The sequence below is a fragment of the Nonlabens sp. MB-3u-79 genome, assembly GCF_002831625.1.
Taxonomy (GTDB): Bacteria; Bacteroidota; Bacteroidia; order Flavobacteriales; family Flavobacteriaceae; genus Nonlabens.
The window spans coordinates 2550109-2571447 of the sequence record NZ_CP025116.1; the positions used below are offsets into that span (position 1 = coordinate 2550109).

Annotated in this window: 20 protein-coding genes; 9 read left to right on the forward strand and 11 right to left on the reverse strand. The window is 37.7% G+C overall.

Features of this window, described 5'->3' with window-relative positions:
- Window positions 1-15 precede the first annotated feature (15 nt).
- Complete coding sequence (locus CW736_RS11245) at window positions 16-411, forward strand: DUF2721 domain-containing protein (protein ID WP_101014068.1); 396 nt, start codon at window positions 16-18, stop codon at window positions 409-411.
- Window positions 412-489: 78 nt separating this feature from the next.
- On the opposite strand, the gene CW736_RS11250 is transcribed toward CW736_RS11245, so the two are convergent.
- From CW736_RS11250 to dapF, 4 genes are all read right to left on the reverse strand, one after another.
- Complete coding sequence (locus CW736_RS11250; protein ID WP_157810937.1) at window positions 490-1128, reverse strand: hypothetical protein; 639 nt, start codon at window positions 1126-1128, stop codon at window positions 490-492.
- 513 nt (window positions 1129-1641) lie between these two features.
- The gene (gene mltG, locus CW736_RS11255; protein ID WP_101014073.1) at window positions 1642-2685 is read right to left on the reverse strand and encodes an endolytic transglycosylase MltG; all 1044 of its coding nucleotides are present in this window, start codon (window positions 2683-2685) and stop codon (window positions 1642-1644) included.
- Window positions 2678-3196, reverse strand: a complete 519-nt coding sequence (locus CW736_RS11260; RefSeq protein WP_101014075.1) for a GNAT family N-acetyltransferase — start codon at window positions 3194-3196, stop codon at window positions 2678-2680. The genes mltG and CW736_RS11260 overlap by 8 nt, the downstream gene beginning before the upstream one ends.
- Complete coding sequence (gene dapF, locus CW736_RS11265; RefSeq protein WP_101014077.1) at window positions 3196-3978, reverse strand: diaminopimelate epimerase; 783 nt, start codon at window positions 3976-3978, stop codon at window positions 3196-3198. The genes CW736_RS11260 and dapF overlap by 1 nt, the downstream gene beginning before the upstream one ends.
- A gap of 118 nt (window positions 3979-4096) precedes the next feature.
- On the opposite strand from dapF, the gene CW736_RS11270 reads away from it, so the two are divergent.
- Window positions 4097-5506 (forward strand): trypsin-like peptidase domain-containing protein, encoded by a 1410-nt coding sequence (locus CW736_RS11270; RefSeq protein WP_101014079.1) that lies wholly within the window; start codon window positions 4097-4099, stop codon window positions 5504-5506.
- A 1986-nt stretch (window positions 5507-7492) separates the two neighbouring features.
- Here CW736_RS11270 and CW736_RS11295 read toward each other — a convergent pair.
- Together CW736_RS11295 and CW736_RS11300 are read right to left on the reverse strand one after the other, a co-directional pair.
- Entirely contained in the window at window positions 7493-8203 is a 711-nt protein-coding gene (locus CW736_RS11295; RefSeq protein WP_101014082.1) for a hypothetical protein, read from the reverse strand.
- 1 nt (window position 8204) lies between these two features.
- Window positions 8205-8540 carry a PadR family transcriptional regulator gene (locus CW736_RS11300; RefSeq protein ID WP_101014084.1) on the reverse strand — a complete coding sequence of 112 codons (336 nt, stop codon included), beginning with the start codon at window positions 8538-8540 and terminating at the stop codon, window positions 8205-8207.
- A 412-nt stretch (window positions 8541-8952) separates the two neighbouring features.
- Here CW736_RS11300 and CW736_RS11310 point away from each other — a divergent pair, with 412 nt between their 5' ends.
- Complete coding sequence (locus tag CW736_RS11310; RefSeq protein WP_101015126.1) at window positions 8953-10404, forward strand: glyceraldehyde-3-phosphate dehydrogenase; 1452 nt, start codon at window positions 8953-8955, stop codon at window positions 10402-10404.
- Between the two features lie 94 nt (window positions 10405-10498).
- Here CW736_RS11310 and CW736_RS11315 read toward each other — a convergent pair whose 3' ends face one another.
- A complete protein-coding gene (locus CW736_RS11315) occupies window positions 10499-11140 on the reverse strand; it encodes an SDR family oxidoreductase (protein WP_101014089.1) in 642 nt (213 codons plus the stop codon).
- A 199-nt stretch (window positions 11141-11339) separates the two neighbouring features.
- Between CW736_RS11315 and CW736_RS11320 the strand changes: the two genes are divergently transcribed.
- Window positions 11340-11879, forward strand: a complete 540-nt coding sequence (locus CW736_RS11320; protein WP_101014091.1) for a hypothetical protein — start codon at window positions 11340-11342, stop codon at window positions 11877-11879.
- Window positions 11880-11929: 50 nt separating this feature from the next.
- On the forward strand, window positions 11930-12988 hold the full coding sequence (locus CW736_RS11325) for an acyltransferase family protein (RefSeq protein ID WP_101014093.1): 1059 nt from the start codon (window positions 11930-11932) through the stop codon (window positions 12986-12988).
- Between the two features lie 26 nt (window positions 12989-13014).
- Here the strand turns inward: CW736_RS11325 and CW736_RS11330 are convergent, their stop codons facing one another.
- The 3 genes from CW736_RS11330 to CW736_RS11340 all read right to left on the reverse strand — a co-directional run bounded on the left by CW736_RS11330 (window position 13015) and on the right by CW736_RS11340 (window position 17345).
- Window positions 13015-14160, reverse strand: coding sequence for a DUF3095 family protein (locus tag CW736_RS11330; protein ID WP_101014095.1), 1146 nt, complete (start codon window positions 14158-14160; stop codon window positions 13015-13017).
- Window positions 14161-14403: 243 nt separating this feature from the next.
- The gene (locus tag CW736_RS11335) at window positions 14404-16428 is read right to left on the reverse strand and encodes a DEAD/DEAH box helicase (protein ID WP_101014097.1); all 2025 of its coding nucleotides are present in this window, start codon (window positions 16426-16428) and stop codon (window positions 14404-14406) included.
- 341 nt (window positions 16429-16769) lie between these two features.
- Complete coding sequence (locus CW736_RS11340; RefSeq protein WP_101014100.1) at window positions 16770-17345, reverse strand: nitroreductase; 576 nt, start codon at window positions 17343-17345, stop codon at window positions 16770-16772.
- Between the two features lie 279 nt (window positions 17346-17624).
- On the opposite strand from CW736_RS11340, the gene CW736_RS11345 reads away from it, so the two are divergent.
- From CW736_RS11345 to CW736_RS11355, 3 genes are all read left to right on the forward strand, one after another.
- On the forward strand, window positions 17625-18008 hold the full coding sequence (locus tag CW736_RS11345; protein WP_101014102.1) for an alkyl hydroperoxide reductase: 384 nt from the start codon (window positions 17625-17627) through the stop codon (window positions 18006-18008).
- A 76-nt stretch (window positions 18009-18084) separates the two neighbouring features.
- On the forward strand, window positions 18085-18453 hold the full coding sequence (locus CW736_RS11350; RefSeq protein WP_101014105.1) for a MauE/DoxX family redox-associated membrane protein: 369 nt from the start codon (window positions 18085-18087) through the stop codon (window positions 18451-18453).
- Window positions 18450-18890, forward strand: a complete 441-nt coding sequence (locus CW736_RS11355; RefSeq protein ID WP_101014107.1) for a DUF1772 domain-containing protein — start codon at window positions 18450-18452, stop codon at window positions 18888-18890. Before CW736_RS11350 ends, CW736_RS11355 begins: the two co-directional genes overlap by 4 nt.
- 182 nt (window positions 18891-19072) lie before the next feature.
- Here the strand turns inward: CW736_RS11355 and CW736_RS11360 are convergent, their stop codons facing one another.
- A complete protein-coding gene (locus CW736_RS11360) occupies window positions 19073-19756 on the reverse strand; it encodes a DUF2490 domain-containing protein (protein WP_101014109.1) in 684 nt (227 codons plus the stop codon).
- A 327-nt stretch (window positions 19757-20083) separates the two neighbouring features.
- On the opposite strand from CW736_RS11360, the gene CW736_RS11365 reads away from it, so the two are divergent.
- Complete coding sequence (locus tag CW736_RS11365; protein ID WP_101014111.1) at window positions 20084-20947, forward strand: RNA polymerase sigma factor RpoD/SigA; 864 nt, start codon at window positions 20084-20086, stop codon at window positions 20945-20947.
- The last annotated feature ends 392 nt before the right edge of the window (window positions 20948-21339 follow it).

Sequence of the window (21339 nt, forward strand, 5' to 3'; positions counted from 1 at the left end):
CTTAACACCTCATTTGTGGAACTAACACTCAGCATACCTGCACTACTCTTTCCTGCTATTTCTTTAACGATGCTTGCATATAACGCAAGGTATCTCGCTATTGCTGCTTTAATCAGAAGTTTACACGGTAAGTACGAAGAAAACGCATCAGAAACCGTACTCTTACAAGTTAAGAAATTAAGCAAGCGGTTAACCATAATAAAAAATATGCAGGCGGTGGCTATTGTGAGTTTCTTACTCGCGGTAATTACCATGTTCCTCATATATATTGAACTGAGTTTCTGGGCAAATATCGTTTTTGGGACGAGTTTAGTGGCTTTAATGGTTTCACTTATTTTATCCTTAATCGAAGTACAGCTTTCTACAAAAGCATTGAGCATTCAGTTGCAAAATATAGAAAGGAAGAATTGACCCTTTAAAAAAGCTTTTGAAATAAAAAAGGGAGGAATCAGTTGATTCCTCCCTTTTTTTTATACAGCTATTGTGATTTTATTTAAGCACATCGCTCAAATCATATCCGCCAAATTTTTTCATATAAGACCTTACACTACTACCGTAAGCGTCTTTGTTGCTTTTGCGTCCATTAGATTTCAAAAACTTCCTTACGCCTCCAGGTCCAGAAAGATGGGCTGCCGCGAGCATACCGCTTTGAGTAACCTCTACACCAGCGATGGTTTTGCCTTCGTATTTTTTTATATAGGATTTTAACGACCTATTATTGTAACGTAAATTTTTAATAAATATACGTTCTTGAAGTCTTACAGAATTGAGAAATGCCGTGGTATCTGTAACCCCAAAATGAGCGAGTGTCACCTTACCAAACTGGTATTTCCCCATATATCCTAGGGTATTCACCTGCCAGTGTTGGCCTCTGGATTCTTTAAACGCAAGTGCTTCTTTAAAGGATACAAAGCTGTCGGCACTGGAAGTTGCCAGCGAGTAGTCCCGAAGACTGATGTCTTCTTCTTCCTCTTTGGCAACCTTAAAGGGTCCCACTTTTCTTACCTCTGTCGTCTCTGCAGTTGCAGAGTCATTTGTATAAGAATCGGTTTTAACATACTTTAAAACCGAAAAGCTCATCAGCAATATTGCTGGATAAGCTATAAAACTCACATATTGTGATCTCATAGGTGTTGTTTTCGAAAGTTTCTGTCACTTCTTTCTATAACGCGGCGCAAATTTACGACTCTATTTCACTTAAAATCTAGAGAACTGTTAAAGATCTTCTTAAAAGCTATAAATACGTTTAATTGCACCTTAAGTAGATTATTGGCCTTAGCACTTATAGACAAAAGGTTGTTGGTCTAGAAAAACTCAATATTGATTAACTTAGGGTAATAAAAATCAAAGGTTTTGTTATTGAAATACAGCCTGATATTAACAATAAATAACTTTTACGCTCTCAAAATCAATTAATTGAGGGTGATTTAGCAGAATTGGTAAAAGAAATACTTTAAAAAAAAATCCTTTACAGCTGTGTTCCAACGAGATTTGATCCTAGAAGAGCATTATACGATACTAATGAAGTGTGAATTGAAGGCCCATCGCTCTGCTTTAATCTATATTTAAAGAAGTAAAGGCTCAATACAATAGGTCATATCAACTAAGCCAAGTTATTGATTGAAGTAAGTATTAGGAGAACTACTTATTATTCTTAGCAATCCACCTTCTATATTCCGCTGCATTGCGATTGTGCTGTGCAAGCGTTTTGGCAAATTTGTGGTAACCAAAATTTTGTACATCGGCTACAAAATAGAAGTAGTCGTGATTTTCTGGGTGAAGCACCGCATTGATGGCAGTAAGATCAGGAGTAACAATGGGACCTGGTGGCAACTGAGAATACTTATAGGTATTGTAAGGGTTATCAATTTTTAGATGCACATAAAGCACCTGCTTGATTTGCTGGTCAAAATCATGTTCTGATAGTTTCTTGGCATAGATCACTGTAGGATCTGCATCGAGTTTGATGCCTCTAGAAAGTCGGTTGAGATAGACTCCTGCCACTCTAGGCATCTCGTCCACCTTAGCGGTTTCTTTTTGAACTATAGAAGCAAGAGTATAGACATCACTAGGTGAAAGGTCTAATCTTTTTGCATTAACAAGTTTTTCTGCACTCCAAAATTGTTTGTGGTAAGCCAACATTTTATCTCTAAAACCAGCTGCTGTGGTATTCCAGTAGGTTTCATAGGAATTGGGCAAGTACATACTCAATGCGTTTTGAGCATTCAGCATATTTTCTTTTAAAAAAACAGGGTCACGCATCGCCGTTAAAAAACTAAGGCTATCTGGTTCCATTTGTTGTGACAACCTTCCTGCGAGGTTTTCCAAGCGTTCTTGGTTATTAAAGGTCACCTTAATAGGCCTGTTTTGACTGCGTACCGTGTTGATAATATCGTTATTACTAGAGCCTTTTTTAATGAGAAAACGACCTGATTTTACGTTTTCATTATATTTCTTTTTTACAGCGGTAGTATGTAAATCCTCCCGATTCTTAACGGCATCTGCGATAATCAAAAAGGCGGTATTGTAATCGGCATCAGTTGGGATAAAAACCTCATAGGTTTCTGACTCAAAATTAGTGTTAGGAGAAAGGAGTATCGCCCATACATTATAGGCAAAGAATCCCATGATAACAAGTCCTACTAAAACTATTCCAAGGATGATTTTTTTATAATTACTATTCATTGATCAATTGATAAAGATGTTCATTTTTATAAGATTTTTCTGTGGCGATCCAGTCTTTTTTAATTCCGCTTTCGCGAAAGCGTACCTTCTCAAACAGTTTGCGGCTTGCCATATTATCATCACTAATACTGGCGTATAATTGATGCAGTCTTAAATGTTTAAAAGCATATTCAATAATTAACTCCAACCCAGAAGTAGCGAGACCAAGTGACCGATCTGATTCTTGAGAGATCACAATTCCTACACCAGCACGTTTGTGATACGGATCAAAATCATAAAGGTCTACCACTCCTTTTATTTCGTTATTAGGACTACAAATAGCAAGTCTCAATTGCTTTACTTCATATATATCGCGGTGTGCATTCTCTAGGTATTCCCTTATGGTAAATTTAGAATAAGGAGTGATGGTATTACCAAATTCCCATAGGTCTGGATTGTTCTCAAGTTGATAGATAAAATCTAAATCTTCAGGGTCAACGGCTCGTAAGCTACATATGTCATTTTGCAACATCATGGTTTGATCTCGCCTTTAAAAACTTGTATCGCTGGACCCGTAAGCCAGATATCTTCATATCCCTGTGGTGTGGGCTGGTATTTAACCTTTAACTCCCCTCCTAGTGTTTGTAGAATTACTTCGTTATTCTTAGTTTGTTGGGTGCGGTGCATAGCTAATGCCACTGCGGTAACTCCTGTACCACAACTCAAGGTCTCGTCTTCTACGCCACGTTCGTAAGTGCGTACTTTAAAAACATGACCTCCTTGTGGTTCTACAAAGTTGATGTTGGCACCTTCTTGACCGTATAACTTATTTCTTAAATGCCTTCCTTGAGTAACGACATCTACATGATCCAGATCGTCTGTTAACTCGACGTGATGTGGAGATCCCGTATTGGTAAATACATGGCCATCAAAAACTTGCACCACAGGTACGTTACTCATTTGCAGACTGACATTCCCATTATCAAATAAATGTGCATGATGCACCCCGTCTGTGGCTTCAAAGCTGGCTTGGTCTTCTACAATACCTAAAAACTGCGCAAAACTTACCAAGCAACGGCCCCCATTTCCACACATACTGCTTTCATTTCCATCGGCATTGTAATAGACCATGGTAAAATCTAAGCGATCGTGATTTTCCAACAACATTAATCCATCGGCTCCTATTCCAAATTTTCTATCGCATAGCTGAGCGATACGCTTGCTATCTTTTTTATCAAAAGAATGCTTGCGGTTATCGATGATAACAAAGTCGTTGCCCGTGCCTTGATACTTAAAGAATTTGATTTTGTCCATTTCTACAAAAATACAGTAAGTGATTGAATTCTCTTAGTGTTAAACATCGTTAAACCTATTTTTTAAGCACAATTCTAGCTTTAAATTTAGGTTATAGATCATATCAAACAAATTACACATGAAATCATTTATCAAAACATTAGGGGTTGCCATCCTGGGTGGCGTAGTTGTTTTAGGATCGTATAAATTCTTTTTTGAGGAAGTTCCGCTGCAGCCTAGTTATCCAAAACAAACACCAATAGAAGATACGTTATCCGTCTCGCCAGTAAATTATGTTGCGAGCACATCCATAGCAGGAGTAGATTTTACCGAAGCTGCTGAAAAGACCGTTCACGCAGTAGTTCACGTTAAAAACAAAAGCGTTGCAAGAGTACGACAGTCTTGGTCAGATTTAAGATCTGGTCGTGTGCCGTACAGAGAAACTATAGGAAGTGGTAGTGGTGTTATTATTACAGCAGATGGTTATATCGTAACCAATAATCATGTGATCGATAATGCTCGTGAGTTAGAGGTGACTTTAAACAACAATAAGACTTACAAAGCAAAATTAATAGGAACAGAACCTAATAGCGATATCGCTCTTTTAAAAATTGATGCTGATGAGGCATTGCCTTATATCGTATTTGGTGATTCTGACCAGACTAAAATTGGCGAGTGGGTTCTTGCTGTAGGAAATCCATTTAACCTGACCAGTACAGTAACCGCAGGGATCATAAGCGCCAAAGGGCGTGATCTAGATGCGACAGATGCAAACGTACAGAGCTTTATACAAACCGATGCCGCCGTTAACCCAGGTAATTCTGGTGGAGCGTTAGTCAATACAAATGGAGAATTGATAGGGATCAATACGGCCATCGCTTCTAAAACCGGATCTTACGTAGGTTACTCTTTTGCGGTTCCTTCTAACAATGCTCGTAAAATCATTAACGATATTATGGAGTTTGGTTTTGTTCAAAAAGGCATGTTGGGAATAAGCGGTGGCGAGCTTAATGGCAATATTGCTGATGAATTAGGTATTGATGAGAGTGAAGGGATTTTTGTTTCTGAGGTTGTTGAGGATAGTGGTGCCGCCATTGCTGGACTGCGCAGTGGTGATGTGATTACCAAGATCGATAACATCAAATTACAGAAATTTTCAGACCTCACAGGTTATATCAATAGTAAAAATCCTGGAGATGTAGTCGTAGCTAAGGTGTTAAGAGATCAAAATTTTATGGATGTACGTATAGAACTTACTAAAAATAATACGGTTAGTATTCCTTCTATAGACATGAATTTGCGCAATCTTACCAAAGAAGATCGCGCACAATTTAAAGTAACTGACGGAGTGAAAATCGTCGCTACTACTGGCGGACTTTCTAGGTATGATATGAGCAATTATATCATCACTAAGATTAATGAGGATGATGTGAGTTCTATTGATGATGTGCAACAAATATTAAGAAAGTTACCACCTAGTGCTACCCTATTGATACAAATGAAAAACAGTGCTGGTGAATTAGAACGTTTTAGATATACGATGGATTAGGTATGAGGTATGAGGTATGAGGTATGAGGTATGAGGTATGAGGTATGAGGTATGAGGTATGAGGTATGAGGTATGAGGTATGAGGTATGAGGTATGAGGTATGAGGTATGAGGTATGAGGTATGAGGTATGAGGTATGAGGTATGTATGAAAAATAAAAAAAAATCACGGTAAAAAAGGTCTATCAGCTTCATTTATTCTTTGAATTATCAAAAAATACCTTATAAATTCTCATTCAAAAAAGCAGACTTCAGTCTGCGCCATAGGAAGAACGCCGCAGGCGACAACATAAAACCATAGCGGCGGACTTCAGTCTGCTGGTGGGAATGATAATGAAGAAAATATATTATTTTACCAAAACCTTTTCCTAGCCCTAAAGGGTAGGTTTCTTTTGAACTCGAAATTGAAATTGAACTTGAACTCGAACTCGAATTTGAACTCGAACTCGAACTCGAAATTGAACTTGAAATTGAACTCGAACTCGAACTCGAAATTGAACTCGAACTCGAAGTTAAAAACAGAGGTTATGTTTCCGCAGCCTATTAGGTTTAGATATGAGGTAAAATAAAAAGAACGCTACAGGCGACAACATATATCCCTAGCGGCGGACTTCAGGCCGCTGTTGGGAACGATAATGAAGAAAATATATTATTTTACCAAAACCTTTTCCTAGCCCTAAAGGGTAGGTTTCTTTTGAAATTGAACTCGAACTCGAAATTGAACTCGAAGTTAAAAACAGAGGTTATGTTTCCGCAGCCTATAGGTATGAGATATGAGGTAAAATAAAAAGAACGCTACAGGCGACAACATAAAACCATAGCGGCGGACTTCAGTCTGCTGGTGGGAACGATAATGAAGAAAATATATTATTTTACCGAAACCTTTTCCTTGCCCTAAAGGGTAGGTTTCTTTTGAACTCGAACTCGAAATTGAACTCGAAATTGAACTTGAACTTGAACTTGAACTTGAACTCGAAATTGAACTCGAAATTGAAATTGAACTTGAAATTGAACTCGAAATTGAACTCGAACTCGAAATTGAAATTGAACTCGAAGTTAAAAACAGAGGTTATGTTTCCGCAGCCTATTAGGTATGAGATATGAGATATGAGGTAAAATAAAAAGAACGCTACAGGCGACAACATATATCCCTAGCGGCGGACTTCAGTCTGCTGGTGAGAAATGATAATGAAGAAAATATATTATTTTACCGAAACCTTTTCCTAGCCCTAAAGGGTAGGTTTATTTTGAACTCGAACTCGAATTTGAACTCGAACTCGAACTCGAAATTGAACTCGAATTTGAACTCGAACTCGAACTCGAAATTGAACTCGAACTCGAAATTGAACTCGAACTCGAAATTGAACTCGAACTCGAACTCGAAATTGAACTCGAACTCGAACTCGAAATTGAACTCGAAATTGAACTTGAACTCGAACTCGAAATTGAACTCGAAGTTAAAAACAGAGGTTATGTTTCCGCAGCCTATTAGGTATAAGGTATGAGGTAAAATAAAAAGAACGCTACAGGCGACAACATATATCCCTAGCGGCGGACTTCAGTCCGCTGGTGAGAAATGATAATGAAGAAAATATATTATTTTACCGAAACCTTTTCCTAGCCCTAAAGGGTAGGTTTCTTTTGAACTCGAACTCGAATTTGAACTCGAACTCGAACTCGAACTCGAACTCGAACTCGAAATTGAACTCGAACTCGAAATTGAACTCGAACTCGAACTCGAACTCGAAATTGAACTCGAAGTTAAAAACAGAGGTTATGTTTCCGCAGCCTATTAGGTTTGAGATATGAGGTAAAATAAAAAGAACGCCAAAGGCGACCACATAAATCCATAGCGGCGGACTTCAGTCTGCTGGTGGGAAATGAACAGGTTACGGATTACTATCTCATTCAATAAGTAGAATTTATTGTGGTGGTTATAAATTCTAAAGTTCCCAAATGATCGTAAAATCATTTGGTTATATTTTTGTTTAATCCACTAGTTGGTATTCTGGATAGGTCTCTTGAAGGTATTCTTCTGCTCGTTGGGGTATTTCTACGAGCATCACATAGACCATGATACACACCAAAACAAACAGAAAACTGATGACTGCTAACACATACTCATTTAAAGTTGCAAAGGACTCTGTATTGGGTAGGATGAAGTTAAAAAAGTGAATAGGTAATAAGGCCAAACCAAAACCAGCACCTTGCTGCATCATAATATCTTTAAACAACCATTTCTTTTCTCCTCGTTCTTGCGCTCGCTTTCTATTTCGGTAATTTGAAACCGTCAAGACCACAAGATAACCGAGACAGACTGTAAATACAGCTGCTATAAAATAATCTGCTGACAGGGTCAAAAGTCTCAACAAATAGAAAACTAAAATACTGGATACCAATAACAAAAATATCCTAGGGATTTTAAAAAAAGCTCGCACGTGTTTCCATATCAATCTGGAATATTTTTTACTTAGAGATTTCTGCCGCTCTTCCACCACATCCATAAAGCCAAAAACACCAAATTTCTTAAACTCCTTTTGAAGGACATCTTCAAAGCTTAAACTTGGATTTTCCTTCCATTGTGCTTCAATTCCATGTGCCAGGTGATCTACCAACTCCATCTGTAAATCATACCATTCAACAAAATGCTTTTGAGTAAATGTATAGAGTTGTGCTAATTGAGAATCGTTAATTTTCATATCAAAAAGCTAATTTAGGATTGGTAATGGCTTGCATGTTTTCCATATACTCCCGCAATTCTGAAAGCATGGTAAGCGTTTGTTTTTTTCCTTGTGGTGTCAGGGAGTAATACTTGCGAATTCTGTTCTCTACCTTCTCAGCTGCCACTGTTAGGTGCCCTTCTGTCTGTAATTTATGAAGTGACGGGTATAAAGCCCCTTCCTTAATATCCATACGGCCTCCGGTTATTTCTTTAACCTTTTGCGTGATTTCATAACCATACATCTTTCCCTCCTGCTCTAGCAATCGCAAAATAATGGTGGTCAGGCTACCTCTATATAATTGATTATTTGACATACCTAAGATTCTTAGGTGTAAATATACATAAGAATCTTAGGTAAGACAAATTTAAAATCAAAATGAAAATGAAAATGAAAATGAAAAATAAAATCAAAACGAAAATCAAAACGAAAATCAAAATCAAAATCAAAGTCAAAACTTAAATTTAAATTCCAGTTGCGGTATTTTGCTTCGCAAAAAAAAATCATTGACCATCTATGGACAAGTAACAATACTATTGAAATCTGATACTGCGATTGAAAACTATTGATGTAGCACGCTTTCGCGAAAGCGAAACACTTTTATTCTATTTGATTAAAGGAGAAAGCATTGAACAAAAAAAAATAGAATTAAGTCCAAATTAATTTCACTATAACGTTATAGTATGATTACTTTTGCAAAAATTTTTAAACCTACTAAACCCACATTTATGAGTAACCCGATAGATACTTATGAAAAAGAGCTTGCTTTTCAAACCGACAGACGACGTGCAGCTGTCGCCTTTATTAAAGCTGTAAGCGATTTATGGTATGACCGCTCTATAGAATTGGTTATTTTTAGAAATCAATTGATTGATAGAAACGTGAGCCAAATCATCAATTTACATGAATATGCTGGCCAATTTGTTCAAAAGCCTATTTCGGTTTTTGATAGTGTGGAAATAGCTCAAGCCATTCTAGCCTTAGACTTGCCGCCAGCTAAATTAGACATAGGTAAGCTTACTTATGAATACCATCTAGAGGAGAATGAACTACAAGATGTCATGAGTTTTGTAATGAACAAACTAGGAGATGCCCAAAAAACGGAAGAGATCACTCCTAAAGATGTAGTTCTTTATGGTTTTGGCCGCATAGGTAGATTACTCGCTCGTGAATTAATGACTAAGGCTGGAAAAGGAAGCCAACTTAGATTGCGTGCTATAGTTACTCGTGGAGAAATTACAGAATCTGTTTTAGAAAAGCGGGCTTCACTCTTAGCTCAAGACAGTGTTCACGGTGATTTTTCTGGAACAGTGGGTTATAATGTAGAGGAGGAATCTCTTATTGTAAATGGAACCACAGTAAAAATAATCAGTGCCAACGCGCCTGAAGATATAGATTATACGGTCTACGGTATCCATAATGCCCTCATTATTGATAATACGGGAGCTTTTAGAGATGATGTTGCCTTAGCGCGTCATTTAAAAGCAAAGGGGGCTCATAAAGTTTTACTTACAGCACCTGGTAAAGGAATACCTAATATCGTTCATGGTGTCAATCATTTAGAACACCATCCAGATCAAGTAGATATTTTCTCTGCTGCTAGTTGTACTACTAATGCCATTACTCCTGTTTTAAAAGCGATAGAAGATAGTTTTGGTGTAAAAAAAGGACATTTAGAAACCATACATGCATATACCAACGATCAGAATCTGGTAGATAACATGCACAGCAAGTACCGTCGCGGTCGTGCTGCTGCTTTAAACATGGTCATTACAGAGACTGGAGCCGGTAAAGCGGTAAGCAAAGCGCTTCCTTCTTTTGAAGGGAAATTAACCTCTAATGCCATACGAGTTCCTGTACCTAACGGTTCTCTTGCCATTTTAAACTTAGAACTAGAAACGGCTACCTCTAAAGATGCGCTTAATGCCACACTTAAGAAATATGCACTGGAAGGTGATCTGGTAGAACAAATCAAATACTCTATAGATAACGAGTTGGTTTCCAGTGATATTATAGGATCCAATGCGCCTTCTATTTATGACTCTAATGCCACCATCGTAGGTCCTGACGGTAAAAATGTTGTGATTTATGTATGGTATGATAATGAGTACGGATACAGTCATCAAGTCATACGATTGGCTAAATATATTGCTAAGGTGAGAAGATTTACTTACTATTAAAAGGTGAATATTCTTGTTGAATTTTGCTAAAACGTGAAAAAGCCATCTCAAATAGAGATGGCTTTTTTGATGAATCTTATTTTTTAAAAATGTACTACATCTCTAAAGTGCTCATGGTCTCTAATGCTTTACCGATGAGAGTATCTCCCGTTACAATTTCAAAGGTCTCCTTATTTGCTGTATCGTCTTGTAATACTTTTGTCAATACATGAGCGACATCTGCTCTGGAAATGGATCCTTGCTCCTTTAATTTATGTGACAATTGAATGTGTTGGGTGCCACTGTCATTAGTTAATGCGCCAGGTCTAACAATCGTATAATTGAGACCGCTATTTCTAAGATAAATATCTGCATGGTGTTTGGCTACCATATAATCGTGTAACTCTTCCATTTCTTCTGGTTGATCAGCACCCATAGAGCTTAACATGATAAATTTTTTGATATTATTAGATACAGAGGCATCTATCAACCTCTTAGCTCCCTCTTGGTCTACCTCTACTACATTTGTTCCTCCAGACCCTGCGGCAAATATAACTTTGTCCATATTCTCACAGATATGGGAAAGATCTTGTGCGAGGTCTCCCATAATCCATTGGACTTTTTGATCTTCAAAAATAGATTTTTGATCCTCTTTACGAATCATCGCTATAGGCTCAATATATGGAGATTCTTTTAATAGATTAATAATTTTTTTTCCTGTTGCGCCGGTAGCGCCTGCTATTAGTGCTTTTTCCATAAATATAAGGTAGGGCAATAAGCTGCGATTGGTAGTAAGGTTGACTATTTTAACCACAATTTGTGCTCGAATTAACTTGGTATTCTTTTTTATTTAAGTTTTCTTTAACTTTACCAATGCAAACAAACAAGACAATGCTAAGGAAATCGCTATAATGGCAATTTTTAAACCTTGTCTTTCATTTAAATCTATTTTAATTATGAAACTTACTTTAATAGTACTTGCTTTTTTACTTTCTGCTACAACTGTACAAGCTCAAGAATGGGAAGTTTATAAAAATGAAACCCTGGAGTTTAGGGCAGCGTATCCAGATACTCCTGAAAAGACCGTTCAAAAAGTTTCTACTGCTGTTGGAGAATTGGACATGCATATGATCATGTATGCACCCAGCTCTGGCGATGACAATGCAGTGTATTCTGTAATACGCTCTGATTATCCTAAAGGTCAATTTGAAGGTGCTGATTCTGAAATGTACACTAAAGTACTTGATGGTGCCGTTGAAGGTGCTCGTAGTAATCTAGAGGGTATTTTAATTTTTGATAAAACGGTGACTTTTAATGGTTTTCCTGGAAGGAATATTAAAATTGAGATCACAGGAGCCTATGTATACATGAACGCTATACTGGCTTATAATACGATGTTTATCACACAAGTGATTTGTTCTACTGAAAAAGACAACAACACCAGTATTCAAAAGTTTTTAAACTCGTTTGATATTATTAAAATCAGGGGATATTAGGTTCTTTTAGACCCTAAAATGTAGTAGCTTCCCGATCTCTAAATAGATACATGCATTTAAAACCACTTACCTCTTTGCGCTTTTTATTTGCCTTGATGGTTTTTGTCTCTCATCTTGACTTTTTGAGGAGAAGCAATTATGATTGGTTGAGAACGACCTACCAAGATGTTTTAGTTGAGGGCTACATAGGTGTGAGTTTCTTTTTTATTCTCAGTGGTTTTATATTAACACATGTCTACCGTTCACAAATAGATGGTAGTAAAAAAGAAAATAAGAAGTTTTTTATTGCGCGATTAGCGCGAATCTACCCTTTGCATTTTGCCACGTTTTTAATTGCGGTTCCATTGATGTTTTGGGGACAGGAACTAGATGTAAAAGGATGGCTGCTCGCGGCTTCTAACGCGACGCTTACACAAAGCTATTTACCCATTAAAGAGTTGTATTTCTCTTTCAATGGTCCCTCATGGAGTGTGTCTTGTGAAGTGTTTTTCTATTTGTGTTTTCCCTTTTTAATGCGCTTTTTTGATAAAATAGGACCACTCAAATACTACCTCACTGCGGCATTGGCTTTCGTTATTTTAATACTTCCCCATTTTATTGCTATTCAATGGCATCACGGGTTGTTTTATATCAATCCCTTGTTTAGGGTGGTTGATTTTATACTAGGGATGGTTTTGTACGATTTATATGTACACCTGAAAAGTAAAAAAGCGCTAATCAATTTCACCAGACTAGAACTGTTGAGTATTGGTGTTTTTATGTTGTTTTTTAGCTTGCGCAATAGGGTTTCAGAAACAGCTCTTTACAGTGTGTTTTATTGGATACCAATGATGGGGATGATTCTAATTTTTGCCTTTCAAAAAGGTAAGGTATCAGAAATTTTAAGTCATAAATACGCCATCTGGCTGGGAGAAATAAGCTTTGGATTCTATATGCTGCATCATTTGGTGTTGCGTTATTTTAGCTTAGGAAACGGAAAGTTGGAATGGGTAAGCGACGATTGTATAATCATTGGTATACTACTTTCTGTCTCTATAATAGGTGCTGGAATAAGCCACCGCTATTTTGAAGTGCCTTTGAATCGCATGATACGACATAAGTGGAAATAAAATAGGTGCAGTGTGTCAATACAAAACTACATCTTTGCTTTCAACACTTTTGAGGCTTGCGTATAACCGCCATTATCTCCATCTAAAAAATGAATATGGTAATCGTCTAGAGCGGTAACAAAACAAGAGAGAATACTACTCGAACTTGTGTAATAACCATATTTCAACTTATTTTCTCCTTCTAGTTGATCCAGATAAGCAAGCAATTCCTTGCGCTGAGATTCTTCTCCTGTTATGACGGTGTTTATAGAACCATCTATCAGTAGAGTTTCCGTAAGTTGAATCAAATCATGGATATAATTTTTGCCTGGCCTGGTATACTTGGCAAAGATACTTCCTGCGATACTAAGCCACCAGTTAGCAGCTATTTGCCTACTGGTTACCTTCTTATATTTCATTTTAACCTCATTTTTAAATCTGCTGAGGTGGTGTACCATTTTTAACTTACCAGCAGATAAAGGGTGTCTTATCCTATCTTCTCCGTAAATAAGATCAATTTTTTTCAACACCTCGCTGTATAGTTCAGATTGTGATGCTACCGTAGCGGCACTTATGATGAGTGTTAATACTTCATTTCCCTTTTGAGGGGGTTTTATTTTATCCCATTTACACTCCATTCCTTGGAGGTTAAGATTGTAAGTCATTTGTTCCATAGCATCTTGCGGCTCACTTTCTTTTATAGAGCGTTCTGCTATTTGCAGGGCATCACCAAGAATAATGGGCATTATATGTAGATCATTGCGCTTGTACCTTGCTATCTTAAGTTGTGCCCCTTGTTTTTTCAATTGACTCACATTGCGATGTCCCACCCGTAAAAAGAAATCAAAAGAGAGGCTACAACGTTCTTGATGCAGCTGCAATGCATATAAACAATCTGGTAGGATCTCATCAGGAACTAGTAAAGTAGCTCCATCACCGCCAAAAAAGAATGGGATATCAATGCCTTTAGCACGAGAAATATTTAAACAGGCTACGATTGAGCCTGTCGCGGCAAGATTTACTAATTGCTGCTTCCCTTCTTGTACAGCTAGAGTAGAATTCTTTATATCAGTCACTATGATATTCCATTCCTTAGGCACTTCTGTAAAGGCAGTTTCATCGAGGAGCAGCTCATGCAGTGCTCCATAATGCAGATGTAATTGGGAATAAAAGGAACTGTTTTTGTGTAACATATTCAAACTTACGTTTTTCCATCTATACCTTCACAAGGAATCGCTAAAATTAGCGCATCATCTCTTATCAGGAGATTAAGAGCTCCTGCTACATGTTGCATAGGAAAGCTATTTCTTTTTTCTAGGGTCATTATAATCCCCAAGAACTCCTGAGTTTAACTATCCTTTAAAACGAATTAATAAAAAAAATCCGATCTCAAATGAATGAGATCGGATTTATAATTTATAAACTTTCTTAATGAATTAGTCCCACTTGGAACCAAAAAACTTAGAACGGCTTCCTTTTTTTTCTCCAGAGCTGTCTGATGATCCAGAATCTTCTCTTTTAGGTCTAGACTCACGGCTTTTAAAACCACCAGTACTAGAGCTAGAATCATCATTTGATCTAGAGCTGCGACCTTTAAAGCCACCACCAGAACTAGAATCATCATCACGACGTCCTCTAGGACTGCTTCCACCGCCATCGCTGCGTCTTCCTTTGAAGCCACCGCCGGAACCGGAGTCACTATCTCTATTGCCTTTATAACCACCACTAGAGTTGCTGTCACGATTTCCTTTGTAACCGCCACCGCCGCTTCTACCGCGACCACTATCTCTACCACCGCCATCTCTACCGCCACGACCTCTATCTCTAGATTCTGTCACTTCACCTTCGTGTATGTTAGCTCTTAGCTCACGACCATTGCGCTCTGCAGAGTTGAGTTTTTCCATTTGAGGAGCCACTTCTTCTTTTACATCCATAAAAGAGTGAGCGCCATCCAAAACGATACGACCTATGTCATTACCAGTTATTCCAGTAACATCACAAACAAAGCCTAATAAAGCTCCTTTGTTCATTTCATCTTTACGACCTAAATTAATGAAGTAGGTTTTCATTCCTTCTTCTTTACCTCTAGACCTTGGTTTTCTCTCGCGGTATTCACCACTATCTTCACGACCTTTAGAATGGTCATTAAGATCAGTAATCGAATTGCGTTTATAAATAGAGTTAAATTCTTTAGTTAAGAATTTACCTATTAATTCATCTTTAGTAACATCTTCAAGACTTGCTTTTACTTCTTCAAAAAGCTCATCAGTAATTTTTTCATTTACTGTTTGTGCTTTTAAATTTTCAGTCCATCTACCGATACGTTTCTGTGTAATCGCTTCTAAAGCAGGAATTTCTCCTCTATCAAATTTGATAGAAAGTTTACTCTCCATGTACTTTAATTTACGCATATCACCTTTAGTAATTAAGGCAATAGATTCTCCTTTTTTACCTGCACGAGCGGTACGACCAGAACGGTGAGCATAAAATTCAGGATCATCTGGTAAAGCAAAGTGAATAACATGTGTTATATCTTCTACATCAATACCACGAGCGGCAACATCTGTTGCTATCAATAATTTTAGATTTTTATTTCTAAAACGTTTCATGGCTGCATCACGTTGTGCTTGAGACATGTCTCCATGGAGTGCTTCTGTAGAATAACCATTGTTATTGAGCTCATCAGCGACTTGTTGTGTATCTCTTTTTGTACGACAGAAAACCACACCAAACATATCTTGATCAAAATCCAACATTCTTCTTAAAGCTTCGGTTTTATCACGTGCTTTTAATTGAACATATTGGTGAGAGATATTGGTATTTACAATTTCCTCGCGGTTGATACGCACCTCTTCAGGATTTTTCATGTAGGTATCTACAATCTTCTTGATTTCCTTTGCCATAGTAGCAGAGAATAACCAGATATTGCGACCTACGTCTGTTTTAGAAAGGATAAAGTCAATGTCTTCACGGAAACCCATGTTCAACATCTCATCTGCTTCATCAAGAATCAAAAACTTCAACGCATCGAGTTTGATCTCGCGGCGTTTCATAAGATCCATAAGACGTCCTGGAGTCGCCACAATTACTTGTGCTCCACGTCTGATGTCTTTGATTTGGCCCATGATGTTTGCTCCTCCAAAAACGGGTACGACATTAAGTCTTCCCATTTTTTGAGACATCGCTTCTATCTGACGACAAATTTGTTGTGCTAGTTCGCGCGTTGGGGCAAGGATTAATGCCTGCGTGTCTTTTGAGCTGGTATCCATTAGCTCTAGTAACGGTATACCGAAAGCTGCTGTTTTCCCTGTACCGGTCTGCGCCAGACCTATAAAATCTCCATCGTGCTTCAGCAAGATTGGAATAGCTTGCTGTTGAATGTCTGTTGGATTCACAAATCCCATTTCAGCAAGGCCGTCTAATAACGGCTGAGTAAGCCCTAAGGCTTCAAAATTTTTCAAATAACTGTTTTTAAATATTTTGCAAAAATACAACTTTAATATGAAATAGTTATCATATATATATTTAGGACGTTAAATAACTCTATTATAGGCTGATATTACCCCTTTTTAAAAGTATGAGGCGGCGTTTTTCTAGCTATTAGTTCCCTTTTACGCTTGACAGAATTGCATTATATAAAGACAGCATTTTTATAACAGAATAAAAGTTTATGGTCAAGCGAGTTGTTTTGAAAAACTGGACTGCTCCATTTTTCTGAGCTTGATACCGAAAAGGAATCAGCTTATCCAGGATCGCTAAGCAATCTCCCTAGCTGTCTTTATTAGAGAAGGTTTATAAAAACTTATTCTGCAAACTCGGTAAACTCAGTAATGTTTTTTCTTTCAGGTAAAGCTACTACTGCCTGGTTATCGTAAGTCCCTAAATAGAAAAAGCCCAAGAATTCCTCTCCTTCTGCTACGTTAATATGCTGGAAATCGGACATATTCACAAAGTCTTTTGGCGAGCTCCAGTAACAACCGTAGCCTAAGTCATGAGTAGTCAACCACATGTTTTGAACACTCATGCTAACTGCGGCTATTTCTTCCCATTCTGGAATGGATTCTTTTTTATCTCTATGTTTAAAAATAAGCAGCATCGCACTGGTAACGGCTAGTTTTTCTTGTAGCTTTTTTAATTTTATAGAAAGTGGTTTTCCAGTGGTTTTCACAAACTGATCTCCCATAAAAACGCCCAAATCAGTCAAGGCATTTCCTTGCAGGACTTTGTAGCGCCAAGGTTCTGTTTTTTTATGGTTGGGTGCCCATCTGGCGCTTTCTAAAATTTTTAAAATATCATCTTGAGGAATTTCTCCACCTGTATATTGGGAAGGAAACACGCTGCGACGGGTCTGGATCAATTGTTCTAAGCTCTTTTTCATGTTTTAAAGATACTAGTTGTTTCGCTTTCGCGAAAGCGGAATCCACCTACATATCACAAAAATCAACAACTTTATCGCAGTAAGCTATCTGCTTATGATCCTTTCACACCTAGGAAGAAGAGGAACTGTCTTTAAGCCAACTCCACTACTTGCCCTCATGTCAATCATAATGAGTGGTTTATGTCGTTTAAATTATAAAGCTGCATACCTATTGAAGGCTTCTTTAAGATATTTTGTAATGTTATCTTTACTCGCAAGACTCACCGCCTAAAATCTTTTATGAAACTCACTTTACAACTTGCTGCTATTTACAATCTTATTTGGGGAGCTTGGGTCGTAATATTTCCCAACCATTTTTTTGAACTGGTAGGTATGGAACCGCTCAACCATCCTATGGTATGGCAAGGAATGGGAATGGTCATAGGTGTTTATGGATTAGGGTACTGGTGGGCGAGCTACAATCCTATGAAGCACTGGCCTATTGTAGCCGTTGGTTTTTTAGGGAAGATATTTGGCCCTTTAGGCTTTTTGTTCAACTATGTTCAGGATATTGTTCCTTTTGAATTTATTTTTACCTTGATCACCAATGATTTTATCTGGTGGATCCCTTTTTTCTTGATTCTTAAAAAAGTACATACCGACTATAAATGGAAGCTTACTTAAAAAGTGTCATTACCTAATTAGAGTGAGGTAATGGATTATTTTACAAGTTTGAACCGCTGACCTAGAAAACAAATACATGAAGAAAAAAGCGCTTTTATATAGTTTTATAGTTCTCTATACTATTGCTGGAATCATGCATTTTGTGACTCCAGAGGTTTACTTAGAGGTCATTCCGGACTGGTTGGGAAATAAGTTATGGATCAATTATGCAGCAGGAGTTGCAGAGCTGGTAGTTGCTGGATTAGCTCTTTTTCCTAAAACTCGCAGGATAGCGGGAATAAGCACAATAGCCATGCTCCTGGCCTTCTCTATTTCTCATGTATATTTTTTACAGAACGACAGTTGTGCAGGAGACTTTTGTATACCGTCTTGGATAGGCTGGCTGCGTCTTGTGATCATACATCCTTTATTGATCTATTGGGCTTGGAAAATATCTCGTTTATGAATTATTTAGATCTTTTACAGCTTTTGGTAGATTTTGGACTCGTAGTTCTTATCTGGATCGTACAACTTATCATTTATCCTAGTTTTCTCTATTACAATAGCAATACCCTAAGCAAGTGGCATAAAACTTATACAGGCAGAATTACGATTATCGTGGCCCCACTAATGATTGCTCAAATTGCAATAGCTGCCTACTTATTGCTGACCAAAGGCACATTTGCCATTCCTGAGATCATGGCTTTGATCTTCATTGCTGTGAATTGGCTGATCACCATGTTCGTTTTTATTCCCTTACACGAGCAGATTGATACGGATTCAGATGATCGCAAAGTACAGCAACGACTGGTTCACTTGAACTGGTGGAGAGTTTTGTTGTTCTGTTTGATATTTTTGGTGCATGCGATCAGTTTTATGACAATGGACTTCCTAAATATCTAAAAACTTAAGCAAAGCTAGTTTTAGGTCATTTCGTTTTATTTAGGTGCTTTATTGAACAAATCTCAAGGGGATTGCCTCAATTTCCAACAAAAAAAGCCACCTGTATTCACTTTGAGAATTTTATTATTCTTAAAAGTATAGCAAGACAGCCACCAGTGACAGATAGGATTTAATAAGTATTGCTAGAGTTGATGAAAAACACTAATCACCAGTTGTCCTTTACTAGTGGAAGGTGTGATCTCTCGCATATAGCCGACTTGAAATTTAAAAGAGGCATTCCATTGGTAGCCTAAACCTGCAAAAGCCCAGTTGCGATCAAAATACTCCACAGTTCCTTTACCTGTATTGGTTTGCCCATTGATAAACAGCTCGTTCCACAAGGCGGCATATAGGGTTTGGTCTGTAATGGTTTTACGGTGAAGCGGTACATTAAGGAATAAGGTATAGCGGAAACGCGTTCTAAAATCTTGACCTTTTACAAAGCGCTCTTCTATTCTTATACGATGTTTGAGTTCCAAACGGCTGTTCACTTTACTTTCAAACCAAAGATCTTGATGCAATCGGTGCTCTGTAGTGGTATCATCTGCTGCACCGAAGGGCTGACCCGTAAAATAGCCATAACCTGCATGCACATCGATGGCGGTATTTGCTGGTTGATAAGAAACTGCAGCACGAGCTATAAATTGCTGGAAGTCAGCTCCTATTTTATAGGTACGGTATTGAAAATCTCCAGCGATGGCCCATCGGTTAGCTAGTGGTGTTTTATAGAGGTATTGGGACCATAAACCGGTCTCCCTAATTTTTGTTTGTGACTGACAGTAGACACCTGACAGGATAAGAACTAAGAATAAAAACTTAAGATTCATAAAAAATATTTAAAGGCAAGAAGGAGGCGCTACTCTTTCTTTTATGGTGTATGGTGGTGCAAAGATGTTATTTTTTTTTCATTATTTGTTGTGCCTTTACGGGCTTACTTTAGAGGGGTTATCGTCATTATCCTAAGGTTTATATACGACAAGATGGTTCCACTTGTAACAAAAAAGCTATTATAGCGACTAATGTTGAGTGGAGAAAGTCGCGCTATTACTAGCCTGCTAAGCTGTCAGAAAAAGCTGTTTTGGTATGATTTTTGCTACTAGTTTATCATCTGACAAAGGATGTCAGGTCATTAATTTTTAATCTTTATTATTTAAATGAGACAACTCAAAATCACCAAACAGGTTACAAACCGTGAATCAAAATCGCTGGACAAGTACCTACAAGACATCTCTAAGATTGATTTAATCACAGCAGAGGAAGAAGTGGAACTGGCACAGCGCATTAAGAAAGGTGATCAGAGAGCTCTTGAGAAGTTGACTACTGCAAACTTACGTTTTGTGGTATCTGTTGCCAAGCAGTATCAAAATCAAGGGCTTAAGCTTCCCGATCTCATAAATGAAGGTAATGCCGGACTCGTAAAGGCTGCAAAAAGATTTGATGAGACACGTGGTTTTAAATTCATCTCCTACGCGGTATGGTGGATACGCCAGTCCATTCTTCAAGCACTAGCAGAGCAGTCACGTATCGTGCGACTTCCATTGAACAAGATTGGTTCCATTAACAAGATTAACAAGGCTTTTTCTCATCTTGAGCAATTGCATGAGCGTCCACCTTCTCCAGAAGAACTTGCAAAAGAACTGGATATGACGGTAAGCGATGTAAAGCAATCCCTTAAGAATGCAGGTCGTCACGTATCCATGGATGCGCCTCTTAAAGAAGGAGAGACTTCTAACCTATACGACGTTGTACGTAGTGGTGAGTCTCCTAATCCTGATAGAGAACTAATGCATGAATCTTTAACACTGGAGATCACACGTGCCTTAGAGACTTTATCTCAAAAAGAAGCAGACGTGATTTCTCTATATTTCGGTATTGGAAATCAACAACCTATGAGTCTGGAAGAAATAGGCGAAACCTTTGACCTTACTCGTGAGCGCGTGCGTCAGATCAAGGAAAAAGGAATCAAAAGACTACGTCAGAATTCGAGAAGTAAGATCCTTAAATCATATTTAGGATAGAACTATTTTCCTAAAGTGAATATACAAAGCACTTCCTTTTTAAGGAGGTGCTTTTTTTTTGAAAAGTATTTGTTGATGATCTAACTTTCTTTAGACTATAGAAAATACAAGCCTAATCCAACCGTTTATAGTTTTGTTTTCTGATTAGCAGTATCTAAAAATCATTTATTAGAATTTGTAGGAACATGCCATTTGTTACTGAGCTTATTTCCCCTTGTTTTCAACGAATAAAATCTCCACTTCTTTTTACCCCATTCCATGGTGGGTTTTTTATCTAGATACCTATAGACATCTATTTTCTTTTCCAACGTTTGTTTCTTTTACCCTTGACTATAAAAGAACCTTCTAACGCCTGAATTTCAACTTCTGCTTTTCCCCTAAACCTAAACTTT